21 protein-coding genes, 1 pseudogene and 1 riboswitch are annotated in these 24,490 nt (G+C 71.5%); of the genes and pseudogenes, 9 read left to right on the top strand and 13 right to left on the bottom strand.

The genetic code is table 11. The annotated features are described in order from the left end of the window. Positions 1–62: 62 nt before the first annotated feature. Positions 63–185, bottom strand: a riboswitch (cobalamin riboswitch). 240 nt (positions 186–425) lie between these two features. Beyond that, a pseudogene (locus OG764_RS13035) lies at positions 426–1,009 on the top strand (Uma2 family endonuclease). A 57-nt stretch (positions 1,010–1,066) separates the two neighbouring features. Here OG764_RS13035 and OG764_RS13030 read toward each other — a convergent pair. The 3 genes from OG764_RS13030 to OG764_RS13020 all read right to left on the bottom strand — a co-directional run bounded on the left by OG764_RS13030 (position 1,067) and on the right by OG764_RS13020 (position 4,395). Then, complete coding sequence (locus tag OG764_RS13030; RefSeq protein WP_328968588.1) at positions 1,067–1,261, bottom strand: YbdD/YjiX family protein; 195 nt, start codon at positions 1,259–1,261, stop codon at positions 1,067–1,069. Then, on the bottom strand, positions 1,258–3,441 hold the full coding sequence (locus OG764_RS13025) for a carbon starvation CstA family protein (RefSeq protein WP_328968587.1): 2,184 nt from the start codon (positions 3,439–3,441) through the stop codon (positions 1,258–1,260). Before OG764_RS13025 ends, OG764_RS13030 begins: the two co-directional genes overlap by 4 nt. Positions 3,442–3,630: 189 nt before the next feature. Next, positions 3,631–4,395 (bottom strand): GntR family transcriptional regulator, encoded by a 765-nt coding sequence (locus tag OG764_RS13020; RefSeq protein ID WP_328972983.1) that lies wholly within the window; start codon positions 4,393–4,395, stop codon positions 3,631–3,633. Between the two features lie 289 nt (positions 4,396–4,684). Here OG764_RS13020 and OG764_RS13015 point away from each other — a divergent pair, with 289 nt between their 5' ends. From OG764_RS13015 to OG764_RS13000, 4 genes are all read left to right on the top strand, one after another. Beyond that, positions 4,685–5,974, top strand: coding sequence for an extracellular solute-binding protein (locus tag OG764_RS13015; protein ID WP_328968586.1), 1,290 nt, complete (start codon positions 4,685–4,687; stop codon positions 5,972–5,974). Positions 5,975–6,057: 83 nt separating this feature from the next. Then, complete coding sequence (locus tag OG764_RS13010; RefSeq protein WP_328968585.1) at positions 6,058–7,053, top strand: carbohydrate ABC transporter permease; 996 nt, start codon at positions 6,058–6,060, stop codon at positions 7,051–7,053. Further along, entirely contained in the window at positions 7,050–7,922 is an 873-nt protein-coding gene (locus OG764_RS13005) for a carbohydrate ABC transporter permease (protein ID WP_328968584.1), read from the top strand. Before OG764_RS13010 ends, OG764_RS13005 begins: the two co-directional genes overlap by 4 nt. Positions 7,923–7,932: 10 nt before the next feature. Beyond that, positions 7,933–9,432: a glycoside hydrolase family 3 protein gene (locus OG764_RS13000; RefSeq protein ID WP_328968583.1), complete on the top strand. Its 1,500-nt coding sequence runs from the start codon at positions 7,933–7,935 to the stop codon at positions 9,430–9,432. Positions 9,433–9,572: 140 nt separating this feature from the next. Here the strand turns inward: OG764_RS13000 and nagB are convergent, their stop codons facing one another. After that, positions 9,573–10,358: a glucosamine-6-phosphate deaminase gene (nagB, locus tag OG764_RS12995; protein WP_328968582.1), complete on the bottom strand. Its 786-nt coding sequence runs from the start codon at positions 10,356–10,358 to the stop codon at positions 9,573–9,575. A 208-nt stretch (positions 10,359–10,566) separates the two neighbouring features. On the opposite strand from nagB, the gene OG764_RS12990 reads away from it, so the two are divergent. Then, positions 10,567–11,613, top strand: coding sequence for an SIS domain-containing protein (locus OG764_RS12990; RefSeq protein ID WP_328968581.1), 1,047 nt, complete (start codon positions 10,567–10,569; stop codon positions 11,611–11,613). A gap of 49 nt (positions 11,614–11,662) precedes the next feature. Here OG764_RS12990 and OG764_RS12985 read toward each other — a convergent pair whose 3' ends face one another. Next, the gene (locus OG764_RS12985; protein WP_328972982.1) at positions 11,663–12,484 is read right to left on the bottom strand and encodes a MerR family transcriptional regulator; all 822 of its coding nucleotides are present in this window, start codon (positions 12,482–12,484) and stop codon (positions 11,663–11,665) included. 496 nt (positions 12,485–12,980) lie between these two features. Between OG764_RS12985 and OG764_RS12980 the strand changes: the two genes are divergently transcribed. Further along, positions 12,981–14,450, top strand: coding sequence for a sensor histidine kinase (locus OG764_RS12980; protein WP_328972981.1), 1,470 nt, complete (start codon positions 12,981–12,983; stop codon positions 14,448–14,450). Positions 14,451–14,636: 186 nt separating this feature from the next. Here OG764_RS12980 and OG764_RS12975 read toward each other — a convergent pair whose 3' ends face one another. Next, positions 14,637–14,894 carry a WhiB family transcriptional regulator gene (locus OG764_RS12975; RefSeq protein ID WP_003953983.1) on the bottom strand — a complete coding sequence of 86 codons (258 nt, stop codon included), beginning with the start codon at positions 14,892–14,894 and terminating at the stop codon, positions 14,637–14,639. A gap of 319 nt (positions 14,895–15,213) precedes the next feature. Continuing rightward, on the bottom strand, positions 15,214–16,182 hold the full coding sequence (locus OG764_RS12970; RefSeq protein ID WP_328968580.1) for a diacylglycerol/lipid kinase family protein: 969 nt from the start codon (positions 16,180–16,182) through the stop codon (positions 15,214–15,216). 73 nt (positions 16,183–16,255) lie between these two features. Between OG764_RS12970 and OG764_RS12965 the strand changes: the two genes are divergently transcribed. Continuing rightward, a complete protein-coding gene (locus tag OG764_RS12965; RefSeq protein ID WP_328968579.1) occupies positions 16,256–16,690 on the top strand; it encodes a hypothetical protein in 435 nt (144 codons plus the stop codon). Between the two features lie 426 nt (positions 16,691–17,116). Here OG764_RS12965 and OG764_RS12960 read toward each other — a convergent pair whose 3' ends face one another. From OG764_RS12960 to OG764_RS12950, 3 genes are all read right to left on the bottom strand, one after another. After that, the gene (locus tag OG764_RS12960) at positions 17,117–18,298 is read right to left on the bottom strand and encodes an RNA polymerase sigma factor SigF (protein WP_443055911.1); all 1,182 of its coding nucleotides are present in this window, start codon (positions 18,296–18,298) and stop codon (positions 17,117–17,119) included. Between the two features lie 41 nt (positions 18,299–18,339). After that, positions 18,340–18,753 (bottom strand): anti-sigma regulatory factor, encoded by a 414-nt coding sequence (locus OG764_RS12955; RefSeq protein ID WP_128557560.1) that lies wholly within the window; start codon positions 18,751–18,753, stop codon positions 18,340–18,342. Between the two features lie 194 nt (positions 18,754–18,947). Beyond that, on the bottom strand, positions 18,948–19,208 hold the full coding sequence (locus OG764_RS12950; protein WP_328968577.1) for a UBP-type zinc finger domain-containing protein: 261 nt from the start codon (positions 19,206–19,208) through the stop codon (positions 18,948–18,950). Positions 19,209–19,254: 46 nt separating this feature from the next. Here OG764_RS12950 and OG764_RS12945 point away from each other — a divergent pair, with 46 nt between their 5' ends. Continuing rightward, the gene (locus OG764_RS12945; RefSeq protein WP_328968576.1) at positions 19,255–20,853 is read left to right on the top strand and encodes a Na+/H+ antiporter; all 1,599 of its coding nucleotides are present in this window, start codon (positions 19,255–19,257) and stop codon (positions 20,851–20,853) included. A 559-nt stretch (positions 20,854–21,412) separates the two neighbouring features. Here the strand turns inward: OG764_RS12945 and OG764_RS12940 are convergent. The 3 genes from OG764_RS12940 to OG764_RS12930 form a co-directional block, all read right to left on the bottom strand. Continuing rightward, positions 21,413–22,378 carry a 1-aminocyclopropane-1-carboxylate deaminase/D-cysteine desulfhydrase gene (locus OG764_RS12940; protein ID WP_443055910.1) on the bottom strand — a complete coding sequence of 322 codons (966 nt, stop codon included), beginning with the start codon at positions 22,376–22,378 and terminating at the stop codon, positions 21,413–21,415. A gap of 31 nt (positions 22,379–22,409) precedes the next feature. Next, positions 22,410–23,000: an N-acetylmuramoyl-L-alanine amidase gene (locus tag OG764_RS12935; protein WP_328968575.1), complete on the bottom strand. Its 591-nt coding sequence runs from the start codon at positions 22,998–23,000 to the stop codon at positions 22,410–22,412. Positions 23,001–23,178: 178 nt separating this feature from the next. Next, positions 23,179–24,369, bottom strand: coding sequence for a globin domain-containing protein (locus OG764_RS12930; protein ID WP_328968574.1), 1,191 nt, complete (start codon positions 24,367–24,369; stop codon positions 23,179–23,181). Positions 24,370–24,490: the final 121 nt, after the last annotated feature.

The following is a 24,490-nucleotide window of genomic DNA, read 5'->3' as shown; positions in this document are numbered from 1 at the left end:
CCCCGCATGGCGTCCGCCGGCCCAACCCGCGAGACCCGGACGTGTCTGGACCCGGTTCGGTCGACCCGGGTGCGCTGTCGGCAGGTCTTCGGACTCGCATTGCACAGATCAGTGCATCTCATACCGTTGCGGGACAGTTCCGGATTCGCACCGGATTCCCCTACGACGACAGCGAGGATGAGCATACATGTGGGGGCAGCCTCGCGTGCGACCCCCTAGATGTTGTGTCGGCCGTGTATCCGCGCGGCTACGGATCGAGACGGCGGGTGGGTGTCCGGGGCCTTTGGCGGGCCTCAGTTCACCCTTCCGGGCGCGCGCGAAGGCCGGTCCGCCGCAGGTCGGGCGTGCGCACCCGCGCGCGGGGGACGGGTGTCGGCGGGCGGCGCTATCGTCGAAGCAGCACCGTCGCGGAAGGCGAGCGAGGCATGACCGTCATGGTTGAACGTCCCCAGATCCTGACTGAAGAGTTCGAGATTCTCGCCCGTATAGCCGCTCGAGAGATCGAGGGGCTGAGACTGGAGTTGATCGGCGGGAAGCTGGGGGTCAAGGCAATGCAGGACGGGATCACGACCGAATCGTTCTGTGGCTCGCCCGTATCTGTATGCAGCACCGGCCCGAGCTGTGGCTCCACGCCGAACGGGGACTGGCGGTCGGCGATTACCGGTCGGGTCGTGCGCGACCGGGCGGGTGCCTCGCGCCGGATGACTCCTTCGTCGGTCAGGGGGAATGGGCCGACCCTGCTCCGGTCCTGATGGTGGTCGAGGTCACGTCGTACGACTCCGACACTGACGGGCGTGATCGGAGGGAGAAGCCCCTCGCCTATGCGCGGGCCGGAATCCCTGTCTATCTGCTTGTCGACCGGGAGGTCCGCGAGGTGACCGTCTTCAGTGAGCCGGACGGGGGGCGCTACGAGGACGTCCACATTGTCCCCTTCGGGAAGGACGTCGAGCTGCCAGACCCGGTCGGCATCACCCTCCACACCGAGCCTCTCAAGGACTGGGTGCGCTGAGCACGCAAGAGGGCCCCACCGGACCAGGTCCGGCGGGGCCCTGCGTACGTACGTACCTCAGCAGCAGCGGAAGCCCTCCCGCGGGTCCGCCTCGCGGGCGTCCGTGCGGGCCCGCTCGAAGGCGCGGCGGGTCATGACCTCGGCGTCCGGGTCGTGGCCGCGGGCGTGGGCGACGTACCGGTCGTACGCCGCCTCGCCGGTGAACTCGCGGACGTGGAAGCGGATCCGGGCGAGCACCTCGCGGGCGGTCATGACGAGACGGATTCCCGGGACCGGCCGCCGTCGCCCCTGCCGTCGCCGTCCGGCACGCCGCCGACCAGGGCGGCCTGGGCCAGTTCGGCCTTCTCCTCCTTGGTGGGGAAGAGCCCGGCCGGGGCGACGATCGCGGAGCGCACGTACGGCGTCTCGTGGAGGGTGACCGTCGCGGGGCGGCGGACGGCCCTGACGCAGACCCGGGCCGCGTCCACCAGGACGACGACGATGAGCAGCGCGAACAGGGCCGACAGCACCCCGTCCACGGTGGCGTTGGTGACGACCGTGTGCATCTCGCCCATGGTCTTGGCGGGCGGCAGCACCTTGTCGGCGTCGATGCCGGCCTGGAACTTGTCGCGCTGGGCGAAGAAGCCCACCCGCGGGTCCTCCGAGAAGACCTTCTGCCAACTGGCGGTGAGGGTGACGGTCGCGTCCCAGGCCAGCGGGACCGCCGTCACCCAGGCCCACTTGAGGCGGCCGGACTTGACGAGCAGCGTCGTGCAGACCGCCAGGGCCACCGCGGCGAGCAGCTGGTTCGCGATCCCGAACAGCGGGAAGAGCTGGTTGATGCCGCCCAGCGGGTCCTTCACGCCCACCCACAGGAAGTAGCCCCAGGCGCCGACGACCAGCGCGCTGGTGATCCACACGCCCGGCTTCCAGCTGATCTGCTTGAAGGGCTTGGCCACGTTGCCCAGGGTGTCCTGGAGCATGAAGCGGCCGACGCGGGTGCCCGCGTCGAGCGTGGTGAGGATGAACAGCGCCTCGAACATGATCGCGAAGTGGTACCAGAACGCCTTCATGGAGGCGCCGCCGAAGATCGATGAGAAGATCTGGGACATTCCGAGTGCGAACGTCGGCGCGCCGCCGGTCCGGGAGAGCAGCGTCGACTCCTCCACGTCCTTGGCGGCCTGCGCCAGATCGGCGGGGGAGATGCTGAAGCCGAACGCGCCGACCGCCTGCGAGGCGCTCTCGACGGTGGTGCCGACCACGCCGGGCGGGGAGTTCACCGCGAAGAACAGGCCGGGCTCGATGATGCAGGCGGCGATCATCGCCATGATCGCGACGAACGACTCGGTCAGCATCGCGCCGTAGCCGATCATCCGGACCTGGGTCTCCTTCTGGATCATCTTCGGGGTGGTGCCCGAGGAGACCAGGGAGTGGAAGCCGGAGAGCGCGCCGCAGGCGATCGTGATGAAGACGAACGGGAACATCGAGCCGGCGAAGACCGGGCCGTCGCCGCGGCTCGCGAAGTCCGTGACGGCGGGCATCTTCAGGGTGGGCATGGCGACGACCACGCCGATGGCGAGCAGCGCGATGGTGCCCACCTTCATGAAGGTGGAGAGGTAGTCGCGCGGCGCGAGCAGCAGCCACACCGGCAGCACCGAGGCCAGGAAGCCGTACGCGACCATCCAGATGACCAGGGTCTCCTTCTCCAGCGTGAAGAAGTCCGCGAGCGAGGACTCGGCGACCCAGCCGCCCGCGACGATGGCGAGCAGCAGCAGGGCGACCCCGATGAGGGAGACCTCGGTGACCCGGCCCGGGCGCAGGATGCGCAGGTAGACGCCCATGAACAGGGCGATCGGGATGGTCATGCCGATGGAGAAGACGCCCCACGGCGAGTGCGAGAGCGCGTTGACGATGATCAGTGCCAGCACCGCCAGCAGGATGATCATGATGGCGAAGACCGCGATGAGCGCGGCCGCGCCGCCGAACGGCCCGATCTCCTCCCGGGCCATCTGGCCGAGCGAACGGCCGTCGCGCCGGGTCGAGAAGAAGAGCGTGACCATGTCCTGGACGGCGCCGGCGAAGATCACGCCCGCCACGATCCAGATCGTTCCGGGCAGGTAGCCCATCTGCGCGGCGAGCACCGGGCCGACCAGCGGGCCGGCCCCGGCCACGGCCGCGAAGTGGTGGCCGAACAGCACGCGCCGGTCGGTCGGGTGGAAGTCGACACCGTTGTCAAGGCGTTCGGCGGGGGTGGCGCGGGTCTTGTCGACCTTGAGGACCCGGCGGGCCAGGAAGCGCGAGTAGAAGCGGTAGGCGATGGCGTACGAGCCCAGGGCCGCGGCCAGCATCCACGCGGCGGAGATCTCCTCGCCGCGGGAGAGCGCGAGCACCGCCCAGCCGGCGGCGCCCACCAGGGCGACGAGCGACCAGACGGCGATCGACTTGGGTGTCATGCGTTCCGCAGGAGACGGCGAGTCCGGCGTTCCGGCCGAACCCGCCGTGTTCCGTTCTGTTCCCGTTGATCCAGGTTCCGGCATGGCCTCGTCCCCTCGTTGATCATCTGCGTGATCGCAGGAATCTACGGGGAGCCGGCCGCCGACGAAAGCCCCCGGCCGTGATCCGGTGGCGGGGTGGCCGACGGATCAGACGGCGGGGCGCTGGAGCCTGGCGACGAACTTGTAGCGGTCGCCGCGGTAGACCGAGCGCACCCACTCCACGGGTTCGCCCTCGGCGTCCAGGGAGTGCCGCGAGAGCATCAGCATCGGAAGGCCGACGTCGGTGCCCAGCAGCCCGGCCTCGCGGGGGGTGGCCAGCGAGGTCTCGATGGTCTCCTCGGCCTCCGCGAGGCGGACGTCGTACACCTCCGCGAGGGCGGTGTAGAGCGAGGTGTACTTGACGAGCGAGCGGCGCAGGGCCGGGAAGCGCTTGGCCGAAAGGTGGGTGGTCTCGATGGCCATCGGCTCGCCGCTGGCCAGTCGCAGGCGCTCGATGCGCAGCACCCGGCCGCCGGTGGCGATCTTGAGCAGACCGGCCAGGGTGTCGTCCGCCGTCACGTAGCCGATGTCCAGCAGCTGCGAGGTCGGCTCCAGGCCCTGTGCCCTCATGTCCTCGGTGTACGAGGAGAGTTGGAGCGGCTGGGACACCTTGGGCTTGGCGACGAAGGTGCCCTTGCCCTGGATGCGCTCCAGGCGGCCCTCCACGACGAGCTCCTGCAGGGCCTGCCGGACAGTGGTGCGCGAGGTGTCGAACTCCGCCGCCAGGGTGCGCTCCGGGGGTACCGGGGTGCCGGGGGGCAGGGTTTCGGTCATGTCGAGCAAATGGCGCTTGAGTCGGTAGTACTTGGGCACGCGCGCGGTACGAGTGACTGCCCCGCTCTCCGGCTCCGTGAGCGCCCCTTCGGTGGCCATCGCCGCCCGCCTTCCCGACTCCAGTCTCGTTGCCGTCACCGGCTCCTCCGTTGTGTGCGGTCACATCGTGACACGGGCCGGAGCACGGACCTCGCCCCTCCCTGAGGTGTCGGTCCGGTAACGGACTGACACCTCGTTTATTACACCCTTGACACCCCCAAAGGTCTAGGCCAAGCTCCAGGCTACTGGTCTAAACCAATATGGATCAGATCCCGGCCCCACGGGCAGTACTTGGCGATTGTCACCGTCGGCGGGCAGGGGGAGTGCAGGCATCCCTGAGGAGAGTGGCGTGAAGCGCAAGCTCATCGCGGCGGTTGGTGTCGCGGGCATGGTAATCGGCCTGGCGGCGTGTGGCGGTTCGGACGAAGGCAAGAAGGACGGCGGCGACAAGCCCTCCGCCGCCAAGGAGCTCACCGTATGGCTCACGGTCGACGCCCAGAACAACTGGCCTGACCTGGTCAAGGCTGCCGACGACGCGATTGTCGCGAAGCACCCCGGCATCAAGATCAAGCACGAGTACTACGGCTGGCCGGACAAGAACGCCAAGCTCGACGCCGTGCTCGCCACGGACAAGGCCCCGGACGTTGTCGAAATGGGCAACTCCGAGATGATCGGCTACATGTCGACCGGCGCCTTCTCCGAGGTCGACGCCTCGAAGTTCGACAACTCCGCCTCCTGGCTGGACGCCCTCAAGGAGTCCGTGACCTACGAGGGCAAGACGTACGGCGTCCCCTACTACGCCGGTGGCCGCGTGGGCACCTGGCGCAAGGACATCGCCGCCGAGGCGGGCGTCAAGACCGCCCCGAAGACCTGGGCCGAGCTGACCAAGGCCCTCGACGCCATCCAGCAGAAGAAGGGCGACAAGTTCAGCGCCTGGTACCAGCCCTCGCCGGACTGGTACGCGGCGATGTCCTTCGTCTACGACGCCGGCGGCGCCATCGCGAAGAACGAGGGCGGCCAGTGGAAGGGCTCCCTGTCCTCCGCCGAGTCGCTGAAGGGTCTCAAGCAGTACAAGGAGATCCTCGACAAGTACATGCACGGCGACAAGACCAAGGACGAGTCCGACCGTCCGGTCGTGTTCGGCCAGGGCAACGCCGCGACGCTCTTCGCCGCCGGCTGGGAGGGCGCCACCGCGGCCGCCCCCGAGAGCGACAAGGTCGGCAAGCTCGCCGAGAAGCTCGAGAACTTCGTGATGCCCGGCCCGAACGGCAAGAACCTCCCCGTCTTCCTCGGCGGCTCCGACCTGGCGATCCCGTCCAAGTCCGAGGCCAAGGACGTGGCCGCGGAGTGGATCAACGCCTTCACCGGCGCCAAGGGCCAGGCCGGCCTGATCGCCAAGGGCAACCTCCCGAACAACAAGACGGACCTCGCGCCGCTGAAGGCCGACCCGAAGACCCAGGTCGCGGCCACCGCCGCCGAGTCCTCGTGGTTCGTTCCCACCGCGCCGGGCTGGGGCCAGATCGAGAAGGCCAAGGTCCTCCAGACCATGCTCGTCCAGATCGGCACCGGCAAGAAGTCGGTCGAGGACGCGGCCAAGGCCGCCGACGCCGAGATCGACAAGGTCATCAACACCAAGTGACCTGAGTGAGCAGGGCCCCGCCCGGCCACACGGGGCGGGGCCCTGCTGCCCGTAGCAAGAGAGGGACCCCTGAGGAGCGCGCGATGAGTGCCGCACAGACAACCACCGCCGAGCTGCCACCGGCGAAGCAGCAGAGTTCCACCGGAGCCGGGACAGGGAGCACGGGCAAGCCGGGAAGGCCGGAGCGCAAGGGCTCCGCCGCGACTCCCTGGCTGCTGCTGGCCCCGTGCCTGCTGGTCATCGTGCTCGTCATGGGATACCCGCTCTACAGACTGGTGTCCCTCTCCTTCCAGAGCTTCGGCAAGTCCGAACTCTGGGGCTTCAAGGAAGCCGAGTGGGTCGGCTTCGAGAACTTCACCGAGATCCTCGGCGACGGCGAGTTCTGGTCCGTCGTCGTGCGCACCGTGGTCTTCGCGGTCGGCGCGGTCGTCCTGACCATGGTGCTCGGCATGGCGATAGCCCTGCTGCTCCAGCGGGTCTCCGGCTGGGTCAAGGCCCTCATCAACATCGCTCTCGTGGCGAGCTGGGGCATGCCGATCCTGGTCTCCACCGCCATCTTCAAGTGGATCTTCGACACCAACTACGGCGTGCTCAATTACCTGATGAGCAAGCTCCCGGGCGTCGACATGATCGGCCACAACTGGTTCGCCAGCAGCACCCAGGGCCTGATCGTGATCATGCTCCTGGTCGTCTGGGGCGCGGTGCCCTTCGTCGTCATCACCCTCAGCGCCGGCCTCACCCAGGTGCCCAAGGAGCTCGAAGAGGCCGCCCGCCTCGACGGCGCCGGCGCCTGGGGCGTCTTCCGCCACGTCACGCTGCCCATCATGAAGCCGATCATCGTCATGCTGACCACCCTCTCGGTCATCTGGGACATGGGCGTCTTCCCGCAGGTCTTCGTGATGCGCAACGGCAACCCCGAAGCCGAGTTCCAGCTGCTGACCACCTACTCGTACCAGCAGGCCTTCGTGGTCAACGACTACTCGGGCGGTTCCGCGATCGCCCTGGTGACCGTCCTGCTGCTGCTCGGTGTGGTCGCGGTCTACATGCGCCAGATGCTCAAGATCGGAGAGGTGGAGTGACCTCGACCACCGCGACCCCGCGCGTCGCACGCCGCAGCAAGGGCAAGGGCTTCAGGAAGTCGAAGCTCGGCTGGAACCTCCTCGGCCTGTTCGTCTTCGTCACGGCCGGCTTCCCCGTCTACTGGATGCTGAACACCGCGTTCAAGCCCGCCAAGGACGCGATCGACCCCAACCCCAAGTTCTTCCCGACGAGCGCGACGTTCGACAACTTCCGTCGCGCCCTGGAGATCAACGACTTCTGGGGCCCGGTCGGCCGCTCGCTGATCGTCTCGCTCGTCGTGGTCGTCATCGGCATCCTCGTCGGCATGCTGGCGGCCCTGGCCATCTCGCGGTTCGCCTTCCGCGGCCGCAAGGTCGTCATCGTCGGCATCCTCGCCGTCCAGATGATCCCGCTCGTCGCCATGATCATCCCGGTCTTCCTGCTGCTGAACGACCTCGGTCAGTACGACAAGCTCACCGGCCTGATCATCACGTACCTGACCTTCATCCTTCCCTTCACGGTGTGGACGCTGCGCGGCTTCATCGTGAACATCCCGAAGGAGCTCGAAGAAGCGGCCATGGTCGACGGCTGCACCCCGACCGGCGCCTTCATGCGGGTGGTCTTCCCGCTGCTCGCCCCCGGCATGGTCGCGACCTCCGTCTACGGCTTCATCCAGGCGTGGAACGAGTACCTCTACGCCCTGATGCTGATGAGCCAGCAGAACCAGACCGCCACCGTCTGGCTCAGCAACTTCATCACCAAGAACGGCACCGAGTTCGCCCCGATGATGGCCGGCTCCACCATGATGGCCGTGCCGATCGTCGCGCTCTTCCTCGTGGTCCAGCGAAAGATGGCCGCGGGTCTTACCGCCGGCGCAGTGAAGGGATGACCCTCTCCCGATGACGATCCTCGCGCACCGCCCCGACACCGTGACCCGGGACGCCCTCGCCGTCCTCCAGCCCGGCTTCCTGGGGACCACCGCCCCCGACTGGCTGCTGCGCCAGGTCGCCGAAGGCCTCACCGCCGTCGGCCTCTTCGGCCGCAACATCACCTCGCCCGGCCAGCTCGCCGCGCTCACCGCGCAGCTGCGCGCCGAACGGGACGACGTCCTCGTCGCGATCGACGAGGAGGGCGGCGACGTCACCCGCCTGGAGGTCCGGGGCGGCTCGTCCTTCCCCGGCAACCTCGCCCTCGGCGCCGTCGACGACACCGCACTCACCCGCGACGTGGCCCGCGAGCTCGGCCGCCGGCTCGCCGAGTGCGGAGTCAACCTCAACTGGGCGCCCTCCGCGGACGTCAACTCCAACCCGGACAACCCGGTCATCGGAGTGCGCTCCTTCGGCGCCGACACCCACCTGACGGCCCGGCACACCGCCGCGTACGTCGAGGGCCTGCAGGCCGCCGGCGTCGCCGCGTGCACCAAGCACTTCCCCGGCCACGGCGACACCAACGTGGACTCGCACCACGCGCTGCCGCGGATCGACGCGGACCTGGAGACCCTGTACGCCCGTGAGCTCGTGCCCTTCAAGGCCGCCATGGACGCCGGCACCAAGTCGATCATGAGCGCGCACATCCTGCTCCCGTCGCTCGACCCGACCCGGCCCGCCACCCTCAGCCCGCAGATCCTCACCGGACTGCTGCGCGAGGAGCTGGGCTACCAGGGCCTGATCGTCACCGACGGCATGGAGATGAACGCCATCGCCGGCACGTACGGCATCGAGCGCGGCTCCGTGCTCGCCATCGCCGCCGGTGCCGACGCCATCTGTGTCGGCGGCGGCCTCGCCGACGAGGGCACCGTCCTGCGGCTGCGCGACGCCCTGGTGGCCGCCGTGCGCGAGGGACACCTCCCGGAGGAGCGGCTCGCCGACGCCGCCGCCCGGGTGCGGTCCCTCGCCGAGTGGACCCGGCAGGCACGGGTGGCCGCCGCGCCGGGTGCGCCGCAGGAGGGGAGCGCGCCCGGCACGGCCGGCATCGGCCTGACCGCGGCCCGCCGCGCCGTCCTGGTCTCCGGCGACCGCAAGCCCGTCACCTCGGCGTACGTCGCCACGTTCGCCCCCGTCGCGAACATCGCGGTCGGCGACGAGACCCCGTGGGGCCCCGCCGCCGAGCTGGCCGAGCTGGTCCCGGACACCGAGTCCGCCCGCTTCGACGAGTCCGTGGACCCGGCTGCGGTGCTCGCCGCCGCGGGCCCGCGCACCATCGTCGCGGTCGTACGGGACGCCCACCGGCACCCGTGGATGACCGCGGCCCTGGACGCGCTGGTCGCGGCCCGCCCGGACACCGTCGTGATCGAGATGGGCCTGCCGCGGGCCGAGCCGCGCGGCGCGCTGTACATCGCCACGCACGGCGCCTCGCGGGTCTGCGGCCGGGCGGCCGCGGAGATCGTCGCGGGGGCGTAGCAGCCCCGGGCCCGCAGCAGGGGCTCCGCACCGGATCCCGCGCCTCGCACACGAAGGGCCGGGCGACCCCGAGGGGTCGCCCGGCCCTTACGCGTTGCCGCGGACGGCGCGGGCCGCCAAGACCGCGCCGCCCGGGCGGTCTACAGGCCCTGCCAGTCCGGCTTGTTGGCGAAGGCGTGACGGAAGTAGTCGGCGAGCTTCAGCTTGGACGCGGCCGCCTCGTCCACGATCACGGTGGCGTGCCGGTGCAACTGGAGCGCGGACGCCGGTACGAGCGAGGAGACCGGGCCCTCGACGGTCTGCGCGACCGCCTCGGCCTTGCCCTCGCCGGTGGCCAGCAGCACCAGGTGGCGGGCGTCCAGGATGGTGCCGATGCCCTGGGTGATGACGTGGTGCGGCACCTGGTCGATGTCGTCGTCGAAGAAGCGCGCGTTGTCGACGCGGGTCTGCTCGGTGAGCGTCTTGATCCGGGTGCGGGAGGCCAGCGAGGAGCAGGGCTCGTTGAAGCCGATGTGGCCGTCCGTGCCGATGCCCAGCAGTTGGAAGTCGACGCCGCCGGCGTCGGCGAGCGCCTGGTCGTAGTCGTCGCAGGCCGCCACGACGTCCGCGGCGGACCCGTCCGGGCCCATGAACGAGCTCTCCGTCAGTCCGAGCGGTTCGACGACCTCGCGCAGCACGACGGAGCGGTAGGACTCGGGGTGCCCGGCGGGCAGGCCGACGTACTCGTCGAGCTGGCAGATCCGGGCGCGGGAGGCATCGACCTCGCCGGCGCGGACCTTCGCCGCGAGGGCCTGGTAGATGGGCAGCGGGGTCGAGCCGGTGGCCACGCCGAGCAGTGCGTCGGGCTTGCGTCGGACCAGGGCCGCCATGGCCTCCGCGATGAGCTCGCCGCCTGCCTTGGCGTCCGGAACGATGACAACTTCCACGCTGTTCCTGCCGATCTGAGAAGAAGTGGGCGCTATGGTATAGACCAATCTGGGTCCAATCTAGCAGAGAAGGGCCCTTCGCACCGGCTCCGCTGGCGGCCGGACCGGCCCCCGTGCTCGACTGTCTCCATGGTCGGCCGATCCCGCCCCGCCGGCCTCCCGGCACCGCGGGAACGCGGCCCGGTCCCGGACCACCGGAGGACGGCGCATGGAACAGCCCGGCAGCATCATGGCCGCCGAGATCCGCCAGCAGCCGGCCGGCTGGCGACGGCTCCTCCAGGACGGCGCGGACCCGGTCCGCGCCACCGCCGAGGCCATCGCGGCCCGCTCCCCGCGCTTCGTGCTCCTCGCGGCCCGCGGCAGCTCCGACCACGCCGCGCTCTACGCGAAGTACCTGCTGGAGGTCCGCCACGGACTGCCCTGCGGACTCAGCTCGATGTCCACGATCACCGCGTACGGCGCCCGGCCGCGCCTCGACGACGTCCTGGTCGTCACCGTGAGCCAGTCCGGCGGCTCGCCCGACCTGGTCGCCTCCACCCAGGCCGCCCGCGCGGCCGGCGCGATCACCCTCGCCGTCACCAACAACCCGGACTCGGCCCTCGCCGCGGTCTCCGAGCACCACATCGACATCCTGGCCGGCCCGGAGAAGGCGCTGCCCGCCACCAAGACGTACACCGCCTCGCTGCTGGCCCTGTACCTCTTCACCGAGGCCCTGCGCGGCGCCGACGGCGCCGGACCGGCGGCCGCCCTGCCCGCGCTCGCCGAGGAGGTCCTGGCCCGCGGCGACGAGGTGCGCGCACTCGCCGCCCGCTACCGCTTCGCCGAGCGGATGGTCATCACCTCGCGCGGCTTCGGCTACCCGACCGCCCGCGAGGCCGCCCTCAAGCTCATGGAGACCAGCTACATCCCGGCGCTCGCCTACTCCGGCGCGGACCTGCTGCACGGCCCGCTCGCCATGGTCGACAACATCTCCCCGGTGATCGCCGTGGTCACCGAGGGCCACGGCGGCGAGGCCCTGCGCCCCGTCCTGGACCGGCTGCGCGGCCGTGGCGCCGACCTCTTCGTGGTCGGCCCCCAGGCCGAGGTGGACGCGGCCTCGGCCGGGTTCGTCCTGCCCTCCCGGGGGGTGCCCGAGGAACTCCAGCCGCTGCTGGAGATCATCCCGCTCCAGCTCCTCGCGTACGAGATCACGATCGCCCGCGGCCAGGACCCGGACGCCCCGCGCGCCCTCGCCAAGGTGACCGAAACGCGGTAGGGCCCCGCTTCCCGGAGGATCCGGGAAGCGGGGCCCGAAAGCCGAGCCGTCAGGCCGCCGTGACCGGCGCCTGGAGCTCGGTCACCCACTGGTCGCGGTCGGCCGGGCACTCCAGGCTGATCTCCCGCGGGTAGCCGGCCTCGCGGTAGCCGTGGCCGTCGATCCACCGGGCCAGGGCCTGTGCGGTCGGCAGCACGGCGTCCATCGACCCGCGGTGCACGATGGTCGCCGCCTGCGCGAGGCCCGGCAGGTCCAGGACCCGCACCGCGCCGTCCTGGAGCGGGGCCGCGACCTCGACCGCCGCGTGCACGGTGATCGCGCCGCCGCCCTCCGGCGCGTCCTCGTAGTACGCCACTCCCGGGCCGGACGGGGCGATGCCCGCCGCCGCCAGGCGCCGGAACAGCTCCTCGTACAGCGGCCCGATGACCGGGCCGATGTCCTGCGGCTCGAAGCTCGCCGCCGTGGCGGTCAGCTCGGCCACCCGTACCGCCGGGACGTCCTTCAGTACGACGTCGTTCTCGGGCATGCGCCCCTCGCTCTCGATCGACCGGAGCCGCGCCTCGACCTGGACCAGCCGCGCCGCCGCCGCGCTCACGGCGTCCTCCAGCTCGGCCCGGCGCAGCCGCAGCATGCCGCGCAGCTCCTCGGCGCCCACCCGCTCGTCGAGGATCTCCCCGACCTGCTGGAGGGTGAAGCCGAGGTCCTTCAGCGCGATGACGCGGTTGAGCCGGGCCAGCTGGGCCCCCGTGTAGTACCGGTAGCCGGTGGCGGGATCGACATGGGCCGGGAGCAGCAGGCCGGTGGCGTCGTAGTGACGCAGCATCCGGACCGATACGCGGCCGTGCCGGGCGAAGTCTCCGATGGTGAACATGATGTCTCCGAGTTCAGCGCCTGACACGGTGTGAGGGTCAAGGGCCGCCGCCGGGGGGCGCGGCCCGGCAGGCGCGCGAAGGCGCGTCGCGGCAGGTGCCGGCGGCGGTGGGGGAGTGCGGCGCTGCGGTCGGGCTGAGCCTCTGACCTGCGCAGATGGCGCTTCACCCTCAGGGCCACGGTGCCGGGACGGGACCCTCAACCCGTCCGGCACCGCAGCCCGGAGTGCTTCGGCCGTCAGGTGTGCGGTCCCGGCGGCCGGCAGGAGGAGCCGGCGCGGTCAGGGCAGAACGCGCGGCTTACCTCGCTCCGTCCTCCTGTGCGGGGAGGGCGGAAGTCATACCTCATTGTGGACTAGACCAATCTGTTCTGTCCATCCAATGACGGGCCCCTGATAACCGTCACTTCCTCCAACATACGCGGAACCGACCCGTCCTGGGTATTCCCATGGCCAAAGACACGGTCCTACCCCGGGTACGCTCGCACACGTGCCCTCCATGAACGACCTCGTACGCCAGCACACCGCTCTCAGTGAAACCGACCTGGAGTGGCTCCACATGCTGGTCTCGGAGTGGCAGCTGCTCTCCGACCTGTCCTTCGCGGACCTCGTGCTGTGGGTCCCCACCCTGGACGGCACCCGCTACGTCTCGGTCGCCCAGATGCGCCCGAACACCGGCCCCACCTCGTACCAGGACGACATGGTCGGCCACCTGGTGCCGCGCGGCCGCCGCCCGCTGCTCGACGCCGCCCTCGACGAGGGCCGGATCGTGCGCGAGGGCGACCCGGAGTGGCGCGAGGAGGTCCCGGTCCGCGTCGAGTCCATCCCGGTCCGCCGCGAGGGCCGGGTGCTCGGAGTGATCGCCCGCAACACCAATCTGCTCACGGTCCGCACGCCGAGCCGGCTGGAGCTCACCTACCTCCAGTCCGCCTCCGACCTGGCCCAGATGATTGCTGCCGGAACCTTTCCGTTCCCCGGCCAGCAGGTCGACATGGACGCCTCCCCGCGCGTCGGCGACGGCCTGATCAGGCTCGACGCCGACGGCGTGGTCACGTACGCGAGCCCCAACGCCCTCTCCGCCTACCACCGGCTCGGCCTCGCCTCCGACCTGGTCGGCCAGCACCTGGGCACCACGACCGCCGAACTCGCCCCGTCCCGGGGCCCGGTGGACGAAGCGCTGGTCAAACTGGCCAGCGGCTGGGCCCCCCGGGAGACCGAGGTCGACGGCAACGGCGGGGTGATCCAGCTGCGCGCGATTCCGCTGAAGCCCAAGGGCACCCGGATCGGCTCGCTCGTGCTCTGCCGCGACGTGACCGAACTCCGGCGTCGCGAACGCGAACTGATCACCAAGGACGCGACGATCAGGGAGATCCACCACCGGGTCAAGAACAACCTGCAGACGGTCGCGGCCCTGCTGCGGCTCCAGGCCCGCCGGATGGACTCCGACCAGGGGCGCGAGGCACTGAACGAGGCGGTCCGCCGGGTCGGTTCGATCGCGATCGTCCATGAGACGCTGTCTCAGAACCTGGACGAGCGCGTGGAGTTCGACGAGATCGCCGACCGCGTGATCGCGATGGTCGCGGAGATCTCGCCGGGCAAGGTGGCCTGCCGGCGCACCGGCCGCTTCGGGATCCTCGACGCGGAGGTGGCCACTCCGCTGTCGATGGTGCTGACCGAGGTGCTGCAGAACGCCCTGGAACACGCCTTCACCCAGGGGGAGCAGGGCACCGTGGAGGTGTCCGCGGCCCGCAGCGGTTCCGGCCGCGCCGATGCGCGCCTGCTGATCACCGTGGTGGACGACGGCTGCGGACTGCCCGAGGGATTCGACCCGCAGCGCGCCGGGAACCTCGGCCTCCAGATCGTGCGGACCCTCGTCGAAGGCGAACTCGGCGGCAGCTTCGACATGCAGCCGGGGGCCGAGCGCGGCACCAAGGTCGTCCTCGACGTGCCGGCCAGCCCCCAGAAGTAGCCCGGACCCGGCCGGCGCCCGCGGATCACGGCGGCGGGGTCGTCACTCAGGGTGACGGCTCTGCGGAAAACTCCCGGGCACAGCACTGAGCCCCGCACCGGATGGTTCCCGGTGCGGGGCTCAAGAGCACGTTGCTGAGCGCTGTTTGGGTACTACGCGCTGCGGCTCGAGGCTCGAAAGTCGATATCAGGCGCTGGCGTTGCGCGCCCGGTTGCGAGCGGCGCGGCGCTTCATGGCGCGGCGCTCGTCTTCGCTGAGACCGCCCCAGACGCCGGAGTCCTGACCGGACTCGAGCGCCCACTGCAGGCACTGCTCCATGACGGGGCAGCGGCGGCAGACGGCCTTGGCTTCCTCGATCTGCAGCAGCGCAGGACCGGTGTTGCCGATGGGGAAGAAGAGTTCCGGGTCTTCCTCACGACAAACGGCGTTGTGACGCCAGTCCATGGCTGCTCCATCTCCTTGGTATTGCGGGCAAGTTGCTTGTGAATGTGAACGCTTTCACGAATCCCTTCGCGGAGGAAGGGGCGACGCCCAGTTGCCCGGGTTGGCCTTTGGTTCGTGGAGGGGTTCTGGCGGTCTTCGTGGGTGCCGGTGCTGCGGGCTGTCCCGATCGCCATGTAGAGATTCGCAAACCTCGGACGGGGATACAACCCCTTCCGGAAAGTTTTTTTTGATTCGTCGGTGTCGACTAGGTCACAGCCGTACTTCTATGGGGTGGACCGGCGTCTAAACGTTCGACTGAAAGGACTAAAGGCCCTTCCACTCACACAATCACACGCAGTGCACGGCGTACGCCTGTGAACCGCACGCTCGTACGCAGTCCGAGGTGATCGCCGTCCATCTGGAATGGGAGCGGCACCTTCGAATGCAAGGTGAAGTCGGTCAGATCGTGCAGAGAGACCGCATGCTTGCCGTGCGGACCGCGCTCAGGAGTCGAGGTCAGGAGCTGTGTCGCGTACCGCGCGATGGCCGGAGTTGACAAACGGCTGAGACCCAGCACGTCAAGTGCGGTGTCGAAGGAGGCCTCCGGGGAGGCGTACAGCGGTTTGTTTCCGAGATACGTCCAAGGTGACGTGTTGCACACTATCGACAGCACCAGATCCGTCACCGGATCCGCGCCCGGACGCTCCAGCGTGACCATGCCGTGCCGGCGGTTCGGCTCTTCCAGGAACTGGCGCACCAGCTGCCGTACGTAGAGGGAATGCGTCGAACGCTTTCCGCGCTCCCGCTGCTGTTCGACCCGGCCGACCACTCCCGCGTCGAATCCGAATCCCGCGCAGAAGGTGAACCAGCGGGCCGGCACCGATTCGTCCACGGTGCCCGGGGCGCCCGCGGCCAGGCCCAGCCCGACCGTCCGCTCCCGCCGCTCCCGCAGCGCGTCCAGCAGGGCGCCGGTCGCCTCCACCGCGTCGTTGGGCAGACCCAGCGCCCGCGCGAAGACGTTCGTGGAGCCGCCGGGCACCACCGCGAGCCGGGGGCGCCGGTCCGGGTCCGGCCCGTCGTGCAGGAGGCCGTTGACGACCTCGTTGACGGTGCCGTCGCCGCCGAGGGCGACCACCAGATCGATGTCCTCGCTCTCGGCCGCGCGCCGCCCGAGGTCCCGGGCGTGGCCGCGGTACTCGGTGGTCACGGCCTCCAGCTTCATCTCGCTGGCCAGCGCATGGATCAGGACATCGCGCGTGCGCGCACTGGTGGTCGTTGCCGCCGGGTTCGCCACGAGGAGTGCACGCATGAGCAGCAGCCTACCCACCCGTACTGACGCCGCCCATACCGGCTGCCGACCGGGGCACGGTTACGCTGCCCGTGTGAGTACGAAGCAGCCCCCCGCCACCCCCGCCGTCCCCTCCGGGCCCGCCCCGGTCCGGCTGACCGCCGCCGCCGCGCTGACCGCGCTGGAAGGCCTCGCGCTCGCGGGCCTGGGCATCTCGATGCTGGTTATGGGTCTGCTCGGCGACCCGGACTCCCCGCAGCAGGCCGAGACCGGCGGGGTCACCATGCTGGTCCTCGCGGCGCTGCCGCTGGTCGCGGCGCGGGGCCTGTGGATGCGGCGCCGGTGGAGCCGGGGGCCGGCCATGATCACTCAGCTGATGGCGTTGCCGGTGGCGTGGACGCTGTACAGCGCGGGCGGGGCGTTGATCGCCGGGGCGGTGGCCCTGGCCGTGTCCGCCCTGACCGTCCTCACCCTCCTCCTCCACCCGGCCACCACCGAAGCCCTCGCCATCGGCACGCCGCAGCCCTGACAGCCCGCCGACCTTGGCGCTACCCGTGGCCCCCGCCGGCCTCGGCGGCGCCCGAGGGCCAATTTCCAGCCTCGCCGACTACCCGAGGGGCAGCTTCCAGCTTCGCCGGCGCCCGAGGGCCAACTTCCAGCCTCGCCAGCTGCCCGAGGGGCAAAATCCAGCCTCGCCGGCGTTTGAGGCGCGGGTCCGGGCGGAGCCCGGTGCCCGGCGGAGCCGGGTTGCAGTCTTGGGGCTCCGCCTCAAACGCCGCGCCTCAAACGCCGCGCCTCAAACGCCGGCGAGGCTGGAAGTTGCGCCCCAGGTGCACCTGGCGAGGCTGGATATGCCCCAGGGCACCGGCAAGGCCGGGAGTGGCCCGGGGGTTGCCCCCGGGCGTCGGGAGGGGGGGCGGGTGCCGCCGGGGGGACCGGCGGCGGTCGTCGGGGGTTACTCCTCGACCAGGAGCTTTTCGCGGAGTTGGGCCAGGGTGCGGGCCAGCAGCCGGGAGACGTGCATCTGCGAGATGCCGACCTCCTGCGCGATCTGCGACTGCGTCATGTTGCCGAAGAACCGAAGCAACAGGATCCGCTTCTCCCGCGGCGGCAGCCCTTCCAGCAGCGGCTTGAGGGACTCCCGGTACTCGACCCCCTCCAGCGCCTCGTCCTCCGCACCCAGCGTGTCCGCGACGGCCGGGGACTCGTCGTCCGTGTCCGGTACGTCCAGCGACAGGGTGCTGTAGGCATTGGCCGATTCCAGCCCCTCCAGCACCTCCTCCTCGGAGATCCCCAGGCGCTCCGCCAGCTCGTGCACCGTGGGCGAGCGGCCGTGCTGCTGGGACAGCTCGGCGGTGGCCGTGGTGAGGGAGAGCCGCAGCTCCTGGAGCCGCCGGGGGACGCGTACCGCCCAGCCCTTGTCACGGAAGTGGCGCTTGATCTCGCCGACGACGGTCGGGGTCGCGTACGTGGAGAACTCCACCCCGCGGTCCGGGTCGAACCGGTCCACCGACTTGATCAGGCCGATCGTGGCGACCTGCGTGAGGTCGTCCAGCGGCTCCCCGCGGTTGCGGAACCGGCGGGCCAGGTGCTCGACCAGCGGCAGGTGCATCCGCACCAGCCGGTTGCGGAGCTCGGCCCGCTCGGGCGAGCCCTCGGGCAGCTCCCGAAGCTGTACGAACAGCAGCCGGGCGCCGCTGCGGTCCCGGGGGTCGTGCGTACCGGCAGGACCGGCCGCCGGTGCCGCCGCCGGCTCGGGAGAGCCCGCGACCTCCGGGGAGTCGCCGGCCTCCGAGGCCTCTGCGGCCTCCGAGGCCTCTGCGGCCTCCGAGGCCTCTGCGGACTCCGAGGCCTCCGCGGCCGCCGGGCCCTCCGCGGCCCCGGCCGGACCGGACGCCGCGCCGGCCGCCCCTGAGCCCGCCCCGGAGTCGGGGCCGACCGGGTCACCGGAACCGCCGGCCGCCCCGGACGCGGCGGGCGCCCCCGGCGGGCCGGCCACCGGTGGCTGCAGTTCCTCGTGCTCGTTCTCGCTCATAGGGCCCGCCCGTCGCTCCGCCGAGTCCAAAAAGCCGTCTTCCGCTGGGTGCGGCCGCGCCTGCTGCTGTTCCGGGATTCCTCTGCCGGAACTGTGCCCCACCCGGGGCCGCCCCTCGTCCCGCACCGGGATGTCCCCGCCGCTCACGCCGGCCCTGGTCCCGCGCCGCGCTGTTTGTAGAGACTGATGCTGACCGTCCGGTCGTCCGCGACCGTGGACTCGACCTTGCCGGCCAGGGCCGACAGCACCGTCCACGCGAACGTGTCGCGCTCGGGCGCCCGTCCGTCGGTCGTCGGGGCCGAGACGGTCACCTCCAGCGAATCGTCCACGAGCCGGAACACGCAGCTGAGGACGGAGCCTGGCACGGCCTGCTGGAGCAGGATCGCGCACGCCTCGTCGACCGCGATGCGCAGGTCCTCGATCTCGTCGAGGGTGAAGTCCAAGCGTGCTGCGAGACCGGCCGTGGCCGTGCGCAACACCGACAGATAGGCACCCGCGGCCGGCAGCCGGACTTCCACGAAGTCCTGGGTCCCGGGCTCGCCTGCGATCTGGGACACCCTCACCTCCAAGGTGGTACGAGCTCTGTTCGCCGGTGACGCTACCGCGATACGGGCGATCGTGTCGCGGCACCCCCGTCCGGCGACAGTGACTGATGGTAAGCCCGCGGGTACGCACAGTGGCTAGGGGTCTGCGGGCCCAATTAAAGGGAACCGGCGGAGGGTTGACCTACCCCCCTGCCGGCGATCGAACCTCAGACGAGCGAAGCGTCCACGAAACACCAGCGCCAGGTCTCACCGGGCTCGTGGCTGCGCATCACGGGATGCCCCGTCTCCTGGTAGTGGGCGGTGGCGTGCCGGTACGGCGAGGAGTCGCAGCATCCCACGTGGCCGCACCACAGACACATCCGCAAGCTCACCGGATGGCTCCCCACCGCCAGACATTCCGGGCAGGTCAGCGCCGCGGGTGCCGGTTCGGGGCGCGGCAGTTCGGGAAGGTGCGTGCACTCGCTCATGATGGCCAGGTTACGACGGCGCACGAGGTGAGGGCGGGTCCGCGCGATGGAGGTATGGCCACTGGTGGCACTGGTGGCGGGCAGCGCCGCCGTGGCGGGGGCGGCCCGGCGCACCCCGGTGCCGGCACCGCTGCTGCTCGTCGCGGCCGGACTCGTCGCCGCGTACCTGCCGGGCGTGCCCGACTACGGGCTCGACCCGCACATCGTGCTGCCGCTGATGCTGCCGCCCCTGCTGTACACGGCGGCGGTCGACAGCTCGTACCTCGACCTGCGGGCGAACATGCGGCCGGTGGCGCTGCTGTCGGTCGGCTACGTGCTCTTCGCGACGCTCGTCGTCGGCTACGCGGCGTACCTGGTGGTGCCGGGGCTGCCGCTGACCGCGGCGCTGGTGCTCGGCGCGGTCGTCGCCCCGCCGGACGCCGTCGCGGCCACCGCCATCGCCCGCAAACTGGGCCTGCCGCCGCGGATCACGACCATCCTCCAGGGCGAATCCCTCGTCAACGACGCCACCGCGATCACCGCCTACAAGGTGGCGCTGGCGGCGGTGGTCGGGGAGAGCGCCGGCTGGGCGGGCGGCATCTCCGAGTTCCTGATCGCCTCGATCGGCGGGGTGGGGGTGGGCCTGGTGCTGATGGTCCCGATCCACCACCTGCGCACCCGGCTGCGGGAGCCGCTGCTGCAGAACACCCTGTCGCTGCTCATCCCCTTCGTGGCGTACGCGGCCGCGGAGCAGGTGCACGCCTCCGGGGTGCTGGCCGTCGTAGTGGTGGCCCTCTACCTCGGCCACCGGGCCTGGCAGGTGGACTTCGCCACCCGCCTCCAGGAGGAGGCCGTGTGGAAGATGGTCGCCTTCGTGCTGGAGTCGCTGGTCTTCGCGCTGATCGGCCTTCAACTGCCCGTGGTCCTGGAGGACCTGGGGGAGTACGAGGGCCTGCACGCCGCCTGGTACGCGCTGGCGGTGTTCGGCGCGGTGGTCGCGGCCCGGTTCGTCTGGGTGTTCCCGGCGACGTTCCTGCCGCGGGCGCTCTCCGCCCGGATCCGGGAGCGGGAGCCCGACACCACCTGGAAGGCCCCGGTGATCGTCGGCTGGGCCGGGATGCGCGGGGTGGTCTCGCTGGCCATCGCCTTCTCCATCCCGATGACCGTCGACGACGGCGCGGGCTTCCCGTACCGCAACCTGATCCTCTTCCTGACCTTCACCACGGTCATCGCCACGCTGGTGGTGCAGGGGCTGACGCTGCCGCCGCTGATCCGGTGGCTGCGGCTGCCGCCGCGGGACCTGCAGGCCGAGACGCTGGCCGAGGCGCAGGCCCAGAGCCAGGCCTCACAGGCCGCCGACGCCCGCCTGACGGAGCTCCTGGAGGACCCGCGCAACGCCCTGCCGCCGCCGCTCGCGGAACGGCTGCGCACGGTCCTGGAGCGGCGCCGCAACGCGGTGTGGGAGCGGCTGGGCGCGGTCAACCCGGAGACCGGGGAGTCGGCCGACGACACCTACCGGCGGCTGTCGCGGGAGATGATCTCCGCCGAGCGGGAGGTCTTCGTGACCCTGCGGGACCAGCGGCGCATCGAGGACGAGATGCTGCGCACGCTGCTGCGCCGCCTGGACCTGGAGGAGGCGGCGGCCTACCGGGAATCCGAGACCTAGACGGCACCGGCGCCCGAGCTGCAACCCGGCTCCTGCGCCGCCCCGGGCCGCAACCCCAGCCCCGCCGACGCCCTGGGGCAACTCCCAGCCTCGCCGGCGCCCCGGGGCAACTCCCAGCCTCGCCGGCGCCCCGGGGCAACTCCCCGCCTCGTCGGTGCCTTGGGGCAACTCACCGCCTCGCCGGTGCCTTGAGGTGCAACTTCCGGGCTTGCCGGTGCTGCGTGCGCGAATCCCAGCCTCGCCGGCGTTTGAGGCGCGGGGTTTGGGGCGGAGCCCCAAGCAACCCGGCTCCGCCGGGCACCGGGCTCCGCCCGGACCCGCTCCTCAAGCGCCGGAGGGGCTTAAGGGTCTAGCGCCGGAGGGGCTTAAGGGTGCGGGGGGTTTGCCGGGCTCCGCCCGGACCCGCGCCTCAAACGCCGGCGAGGCTGGACGGTGCCCACAGGGCGTCGGCGAGGCTGGACGGTGCCCACCGGGCACCGGCGGGGCATGGGTTGCCGCTCAAGGCGTAGGCGGGGCAGGGGTTGCGACCCCGGGTGTGGCGGGTCGACGTGGTGCGGGGTCAGGGGGTGGGGGCGAGTGGGGGGCCGGTGATCACTGCGGCGATCGTGGTGCCGGAGGGGAACGCGCCCTCGGCCGCGCACGCGCTCAGCGCGTACAGGAGCTTCGCGACGTACAGCCGTTCCACCGGGAGTCCGTGGCGGTCCTCGAAGTCCGCGGCGAAGGCATCCAGTTCGTCCGGGACCCGGGCGAAGCCGCCGAAGTGGAACCGTTCCTCCAGGGCCCAGTCGCCGGCCGGGCCGCCGAAGGCCGCCTGTTGGAGGGAACGTATCTCCGCCGCCAGGAAGCCGCCTTTGAGCACCGGCACGCCGAGGGTCCGGGCGCCCGGGCCCAGGCCCGCGGCCAGCCCCGCCAGGGTGCCGCCGGTGCCGCAGGCCAGCGCCACCACGTCGGCCAGCCCCCGCAGCTCCCGGCCCAGCTCGGCGCAGCCGCGTACCGCCAGGGCGTTGCTGCCGCCCTCCGGGACCACGTACGCGTCCGCGGCCCCGGCCGCCCGCAGCAACTCGGCCAGCCCGGCCGGCTCGGCCTTGCGCCGGTAAGCGGAACGCGCCGCGAAGTGCAGCCGCATGCCGTCGGCCGCGCACCGGGCCAGGGACGGGTTGAGCGGGACCGCGGCCAGCTCGTCGCCGCGGACGATGCCCACGGTCGACAGTCCGAGCAGCCGGCCGGCCGCCGCGGTGGCCCGCAGGTGGTTGGAGTACGCCCCGCCGAAGGTCACCAGCTCCCGCCGCCCGGCCGCCGCGGCCGCCCGCAGGTTCGGGCCGAGCTTGCGCCACTTGTTGCCCGGGAGCTCCGGGTGCACGAGGTCGTCCCGCTTGAGCAGCAGCCGTACGCCGTGCCGGGCGAACCGGTCGTCGTGCACCTCGGCCACGGGCGAGGGGAGGCGGGCCCCGAGCGCGGCGAGCGGATCGGGACCCGGACGGCCGGGGCCGGGGCGGCCCGGGCCGGCGGGGGGAGCGGTGGTCACCCCCTCATTGTCGCGAACCGGACGGGCCGGCTCACTTCAGGTGCGCGTGCACCCGGTCCCGCATCGACTGCATGGTGAAGCCCCGCGGGTCCACCTTGCCCGGCTGCCATTCCAGATGGCCGATGACCGAGCGGGCGGTCCAGCCGTGCCGGCGGCACAGGGCCGCGGCCGCCCGGGCGATCGCGTCGAGCTGGACGGCCGGCCACGGGTCCTCGCCGTCGCCGAGGTTCTCGCACTCGAAGCCGTAGAAGTGGCTGTTGCCGTCGGTGTCCGCCCGGTCGTCCGGCGGCAGCGCCTTCTCCGCCACCACCGCCCGCAGGACGTCGTGGTCGCCGGAGCCGGCGTGGTTGGCGCGGCCGTAGCCGACCAGGTGGACCCGGCCGTCCTTGGTGATGACGCCGTGGCACAGCGGTCCGGGGAGGCGGGAATGGCCGTCCCGGCAGATACGGACGGTGTCCGCCGTGCCGCGGGTGACGGTGTGGTGGATCATCACGCCGTGCACCGGCCCCCAGGGGCCCTTGTGATTGCGGTTGTGGCTGCGCCAGTCGCCGACCTCGACGACCGTGAGTCCTTCGTTGACCAGGGCTTGCTTGAACTCTCCCGCGGACATGGGTTCGGCCACCGGTGGCCTCCTTTGCGGACGTGACGGCCGCCGGTCGCGGCCTCCCGTACCGCGGGTGTACCGGAGCAACCCCTTCCGGGGCTACCCCTTTCGTACACCGTGCGAGCCGATCCGGTCACCCGCCGTGACGGTCGCGAGGGGCCGGGTGCCGCGTGCCGGGTCGGCGGTGGCGACGGGCTCAGGCGCTCGCGAGCCAGAGGTCCGGGCCGAAGACCTCGTAGTGGATGTCGGCCGCCGGGACGCCCTTGGCGAGGAGCTGCCCGCGTACGGCGCGCATGAAGGGGAGCGGGCCGCAGAGGTAGGCGCGGGTGCCGGCGGGCACCGGGACGGCCGTCAGGTCCACCCGCCCGGCGAGGTCCGGGTCCGCGGCCCCGTCCTCGTACCAGAAGTACGTCCGGCCGTCGGCCAGCTTGCCGGCCAGGCCGCGGTGGTCGGTGGCGAGCGCGTGGTCGGCGGGCGAGCGGTCGGCGTGCACGACCGTGACCGACGCGCCGAAGCCGGTGTCGGCCAGGTGCTCCAGCATCGAGACCATCGGCGTGCAGCCGATGCCGGCGGAGGCGAGCAGCACGGGCGCGTCGCCGCCCGCCAGGACCAGGTCGCCGTACGGGGCGGAGACCCGCAGGGTGTCGCCGGGGCGGACGTGCGCGTGCAGGTGGCGGGAGACCTCGCCGTCCGGGCCGGGGCCGCCGTGCACCCGTTTGACGGTGAGCGAGCGGTCCGACGCGCCGGGCGCGCAGGTGAGGCTGTACTGGCGGATCTGGCGGGCGCCGTCGGGGAGCTCCACCTGGACGGAGACGTACTGGCCGGGCCGGAACGCCGGGGCGGGCGCGCCGTCGGCGGGGACCAGCCGGAAGGTGGCGCAGTCGGCGGTCTCCTCGGTGCGGGCGGCCACCCGCCAGTCGCGCCACACGTCGCCGGCCGCCACCTGCCGCGCCGCGTACAGGCGCTCCTCGATGGCGATCAGGGCGTTGGCCATCAGCCAGTAGACCTCGTCCCAGGCCGCGGCCACCTCGGGGGTGACCGCGTCGCCGAGGACCTCCGCGATGGCCTCGAAGAGGTGCCGGTGGACCACCGGGTACTGCTCGCGGGTGACCCCGAGGGAGGCGTGCTTGTGGGCGATGCGGCCGAGCATCACGTCCGGGCGGCTGTCCGGGTGGGCGACCAGGTGGGTCGCGAAGGCGGCGATGGAGCCGGCCAGGGCCTGCTTCTGGAGGCCGGCGGCCTGGTTGCCGCGGTTGAACAGGTCGCGCAGCAGCGCGGGGTGGGCGGCGAACAGCTTCGCGTAGAACAGCTCGGTGATGTCGCCGATGGCCGCGCCGACGGCGGGCAGGGTGGCGCGGACGGTCTCGGCGGACTTCTCGGACAGCATCGGGGCTCCTCAAGAATTGGTATGTGAGGTTCGCATTTAAAGCCGCGAAGGGGGTGTCTCGTGAATCGACTTTTCGTTCGATTGGGCGGCCGGGGTCGGCGCGGCCGCCGGGGGATCCGAC

Source organism: Streptomyces sp. NBC_00239, from assembly GCF_036194065.1.
Taxonomy (GTDB): domain Bacteria; phylum Actinomycetota; class Actinomycetes; order Streptomycetales; family Streptomycetaceae; genus Streptomyces.
Note: the sequence above shows the minus strand (reverse complement) of the source record. Positions and strands in the feature narration are given on the sequence as shown.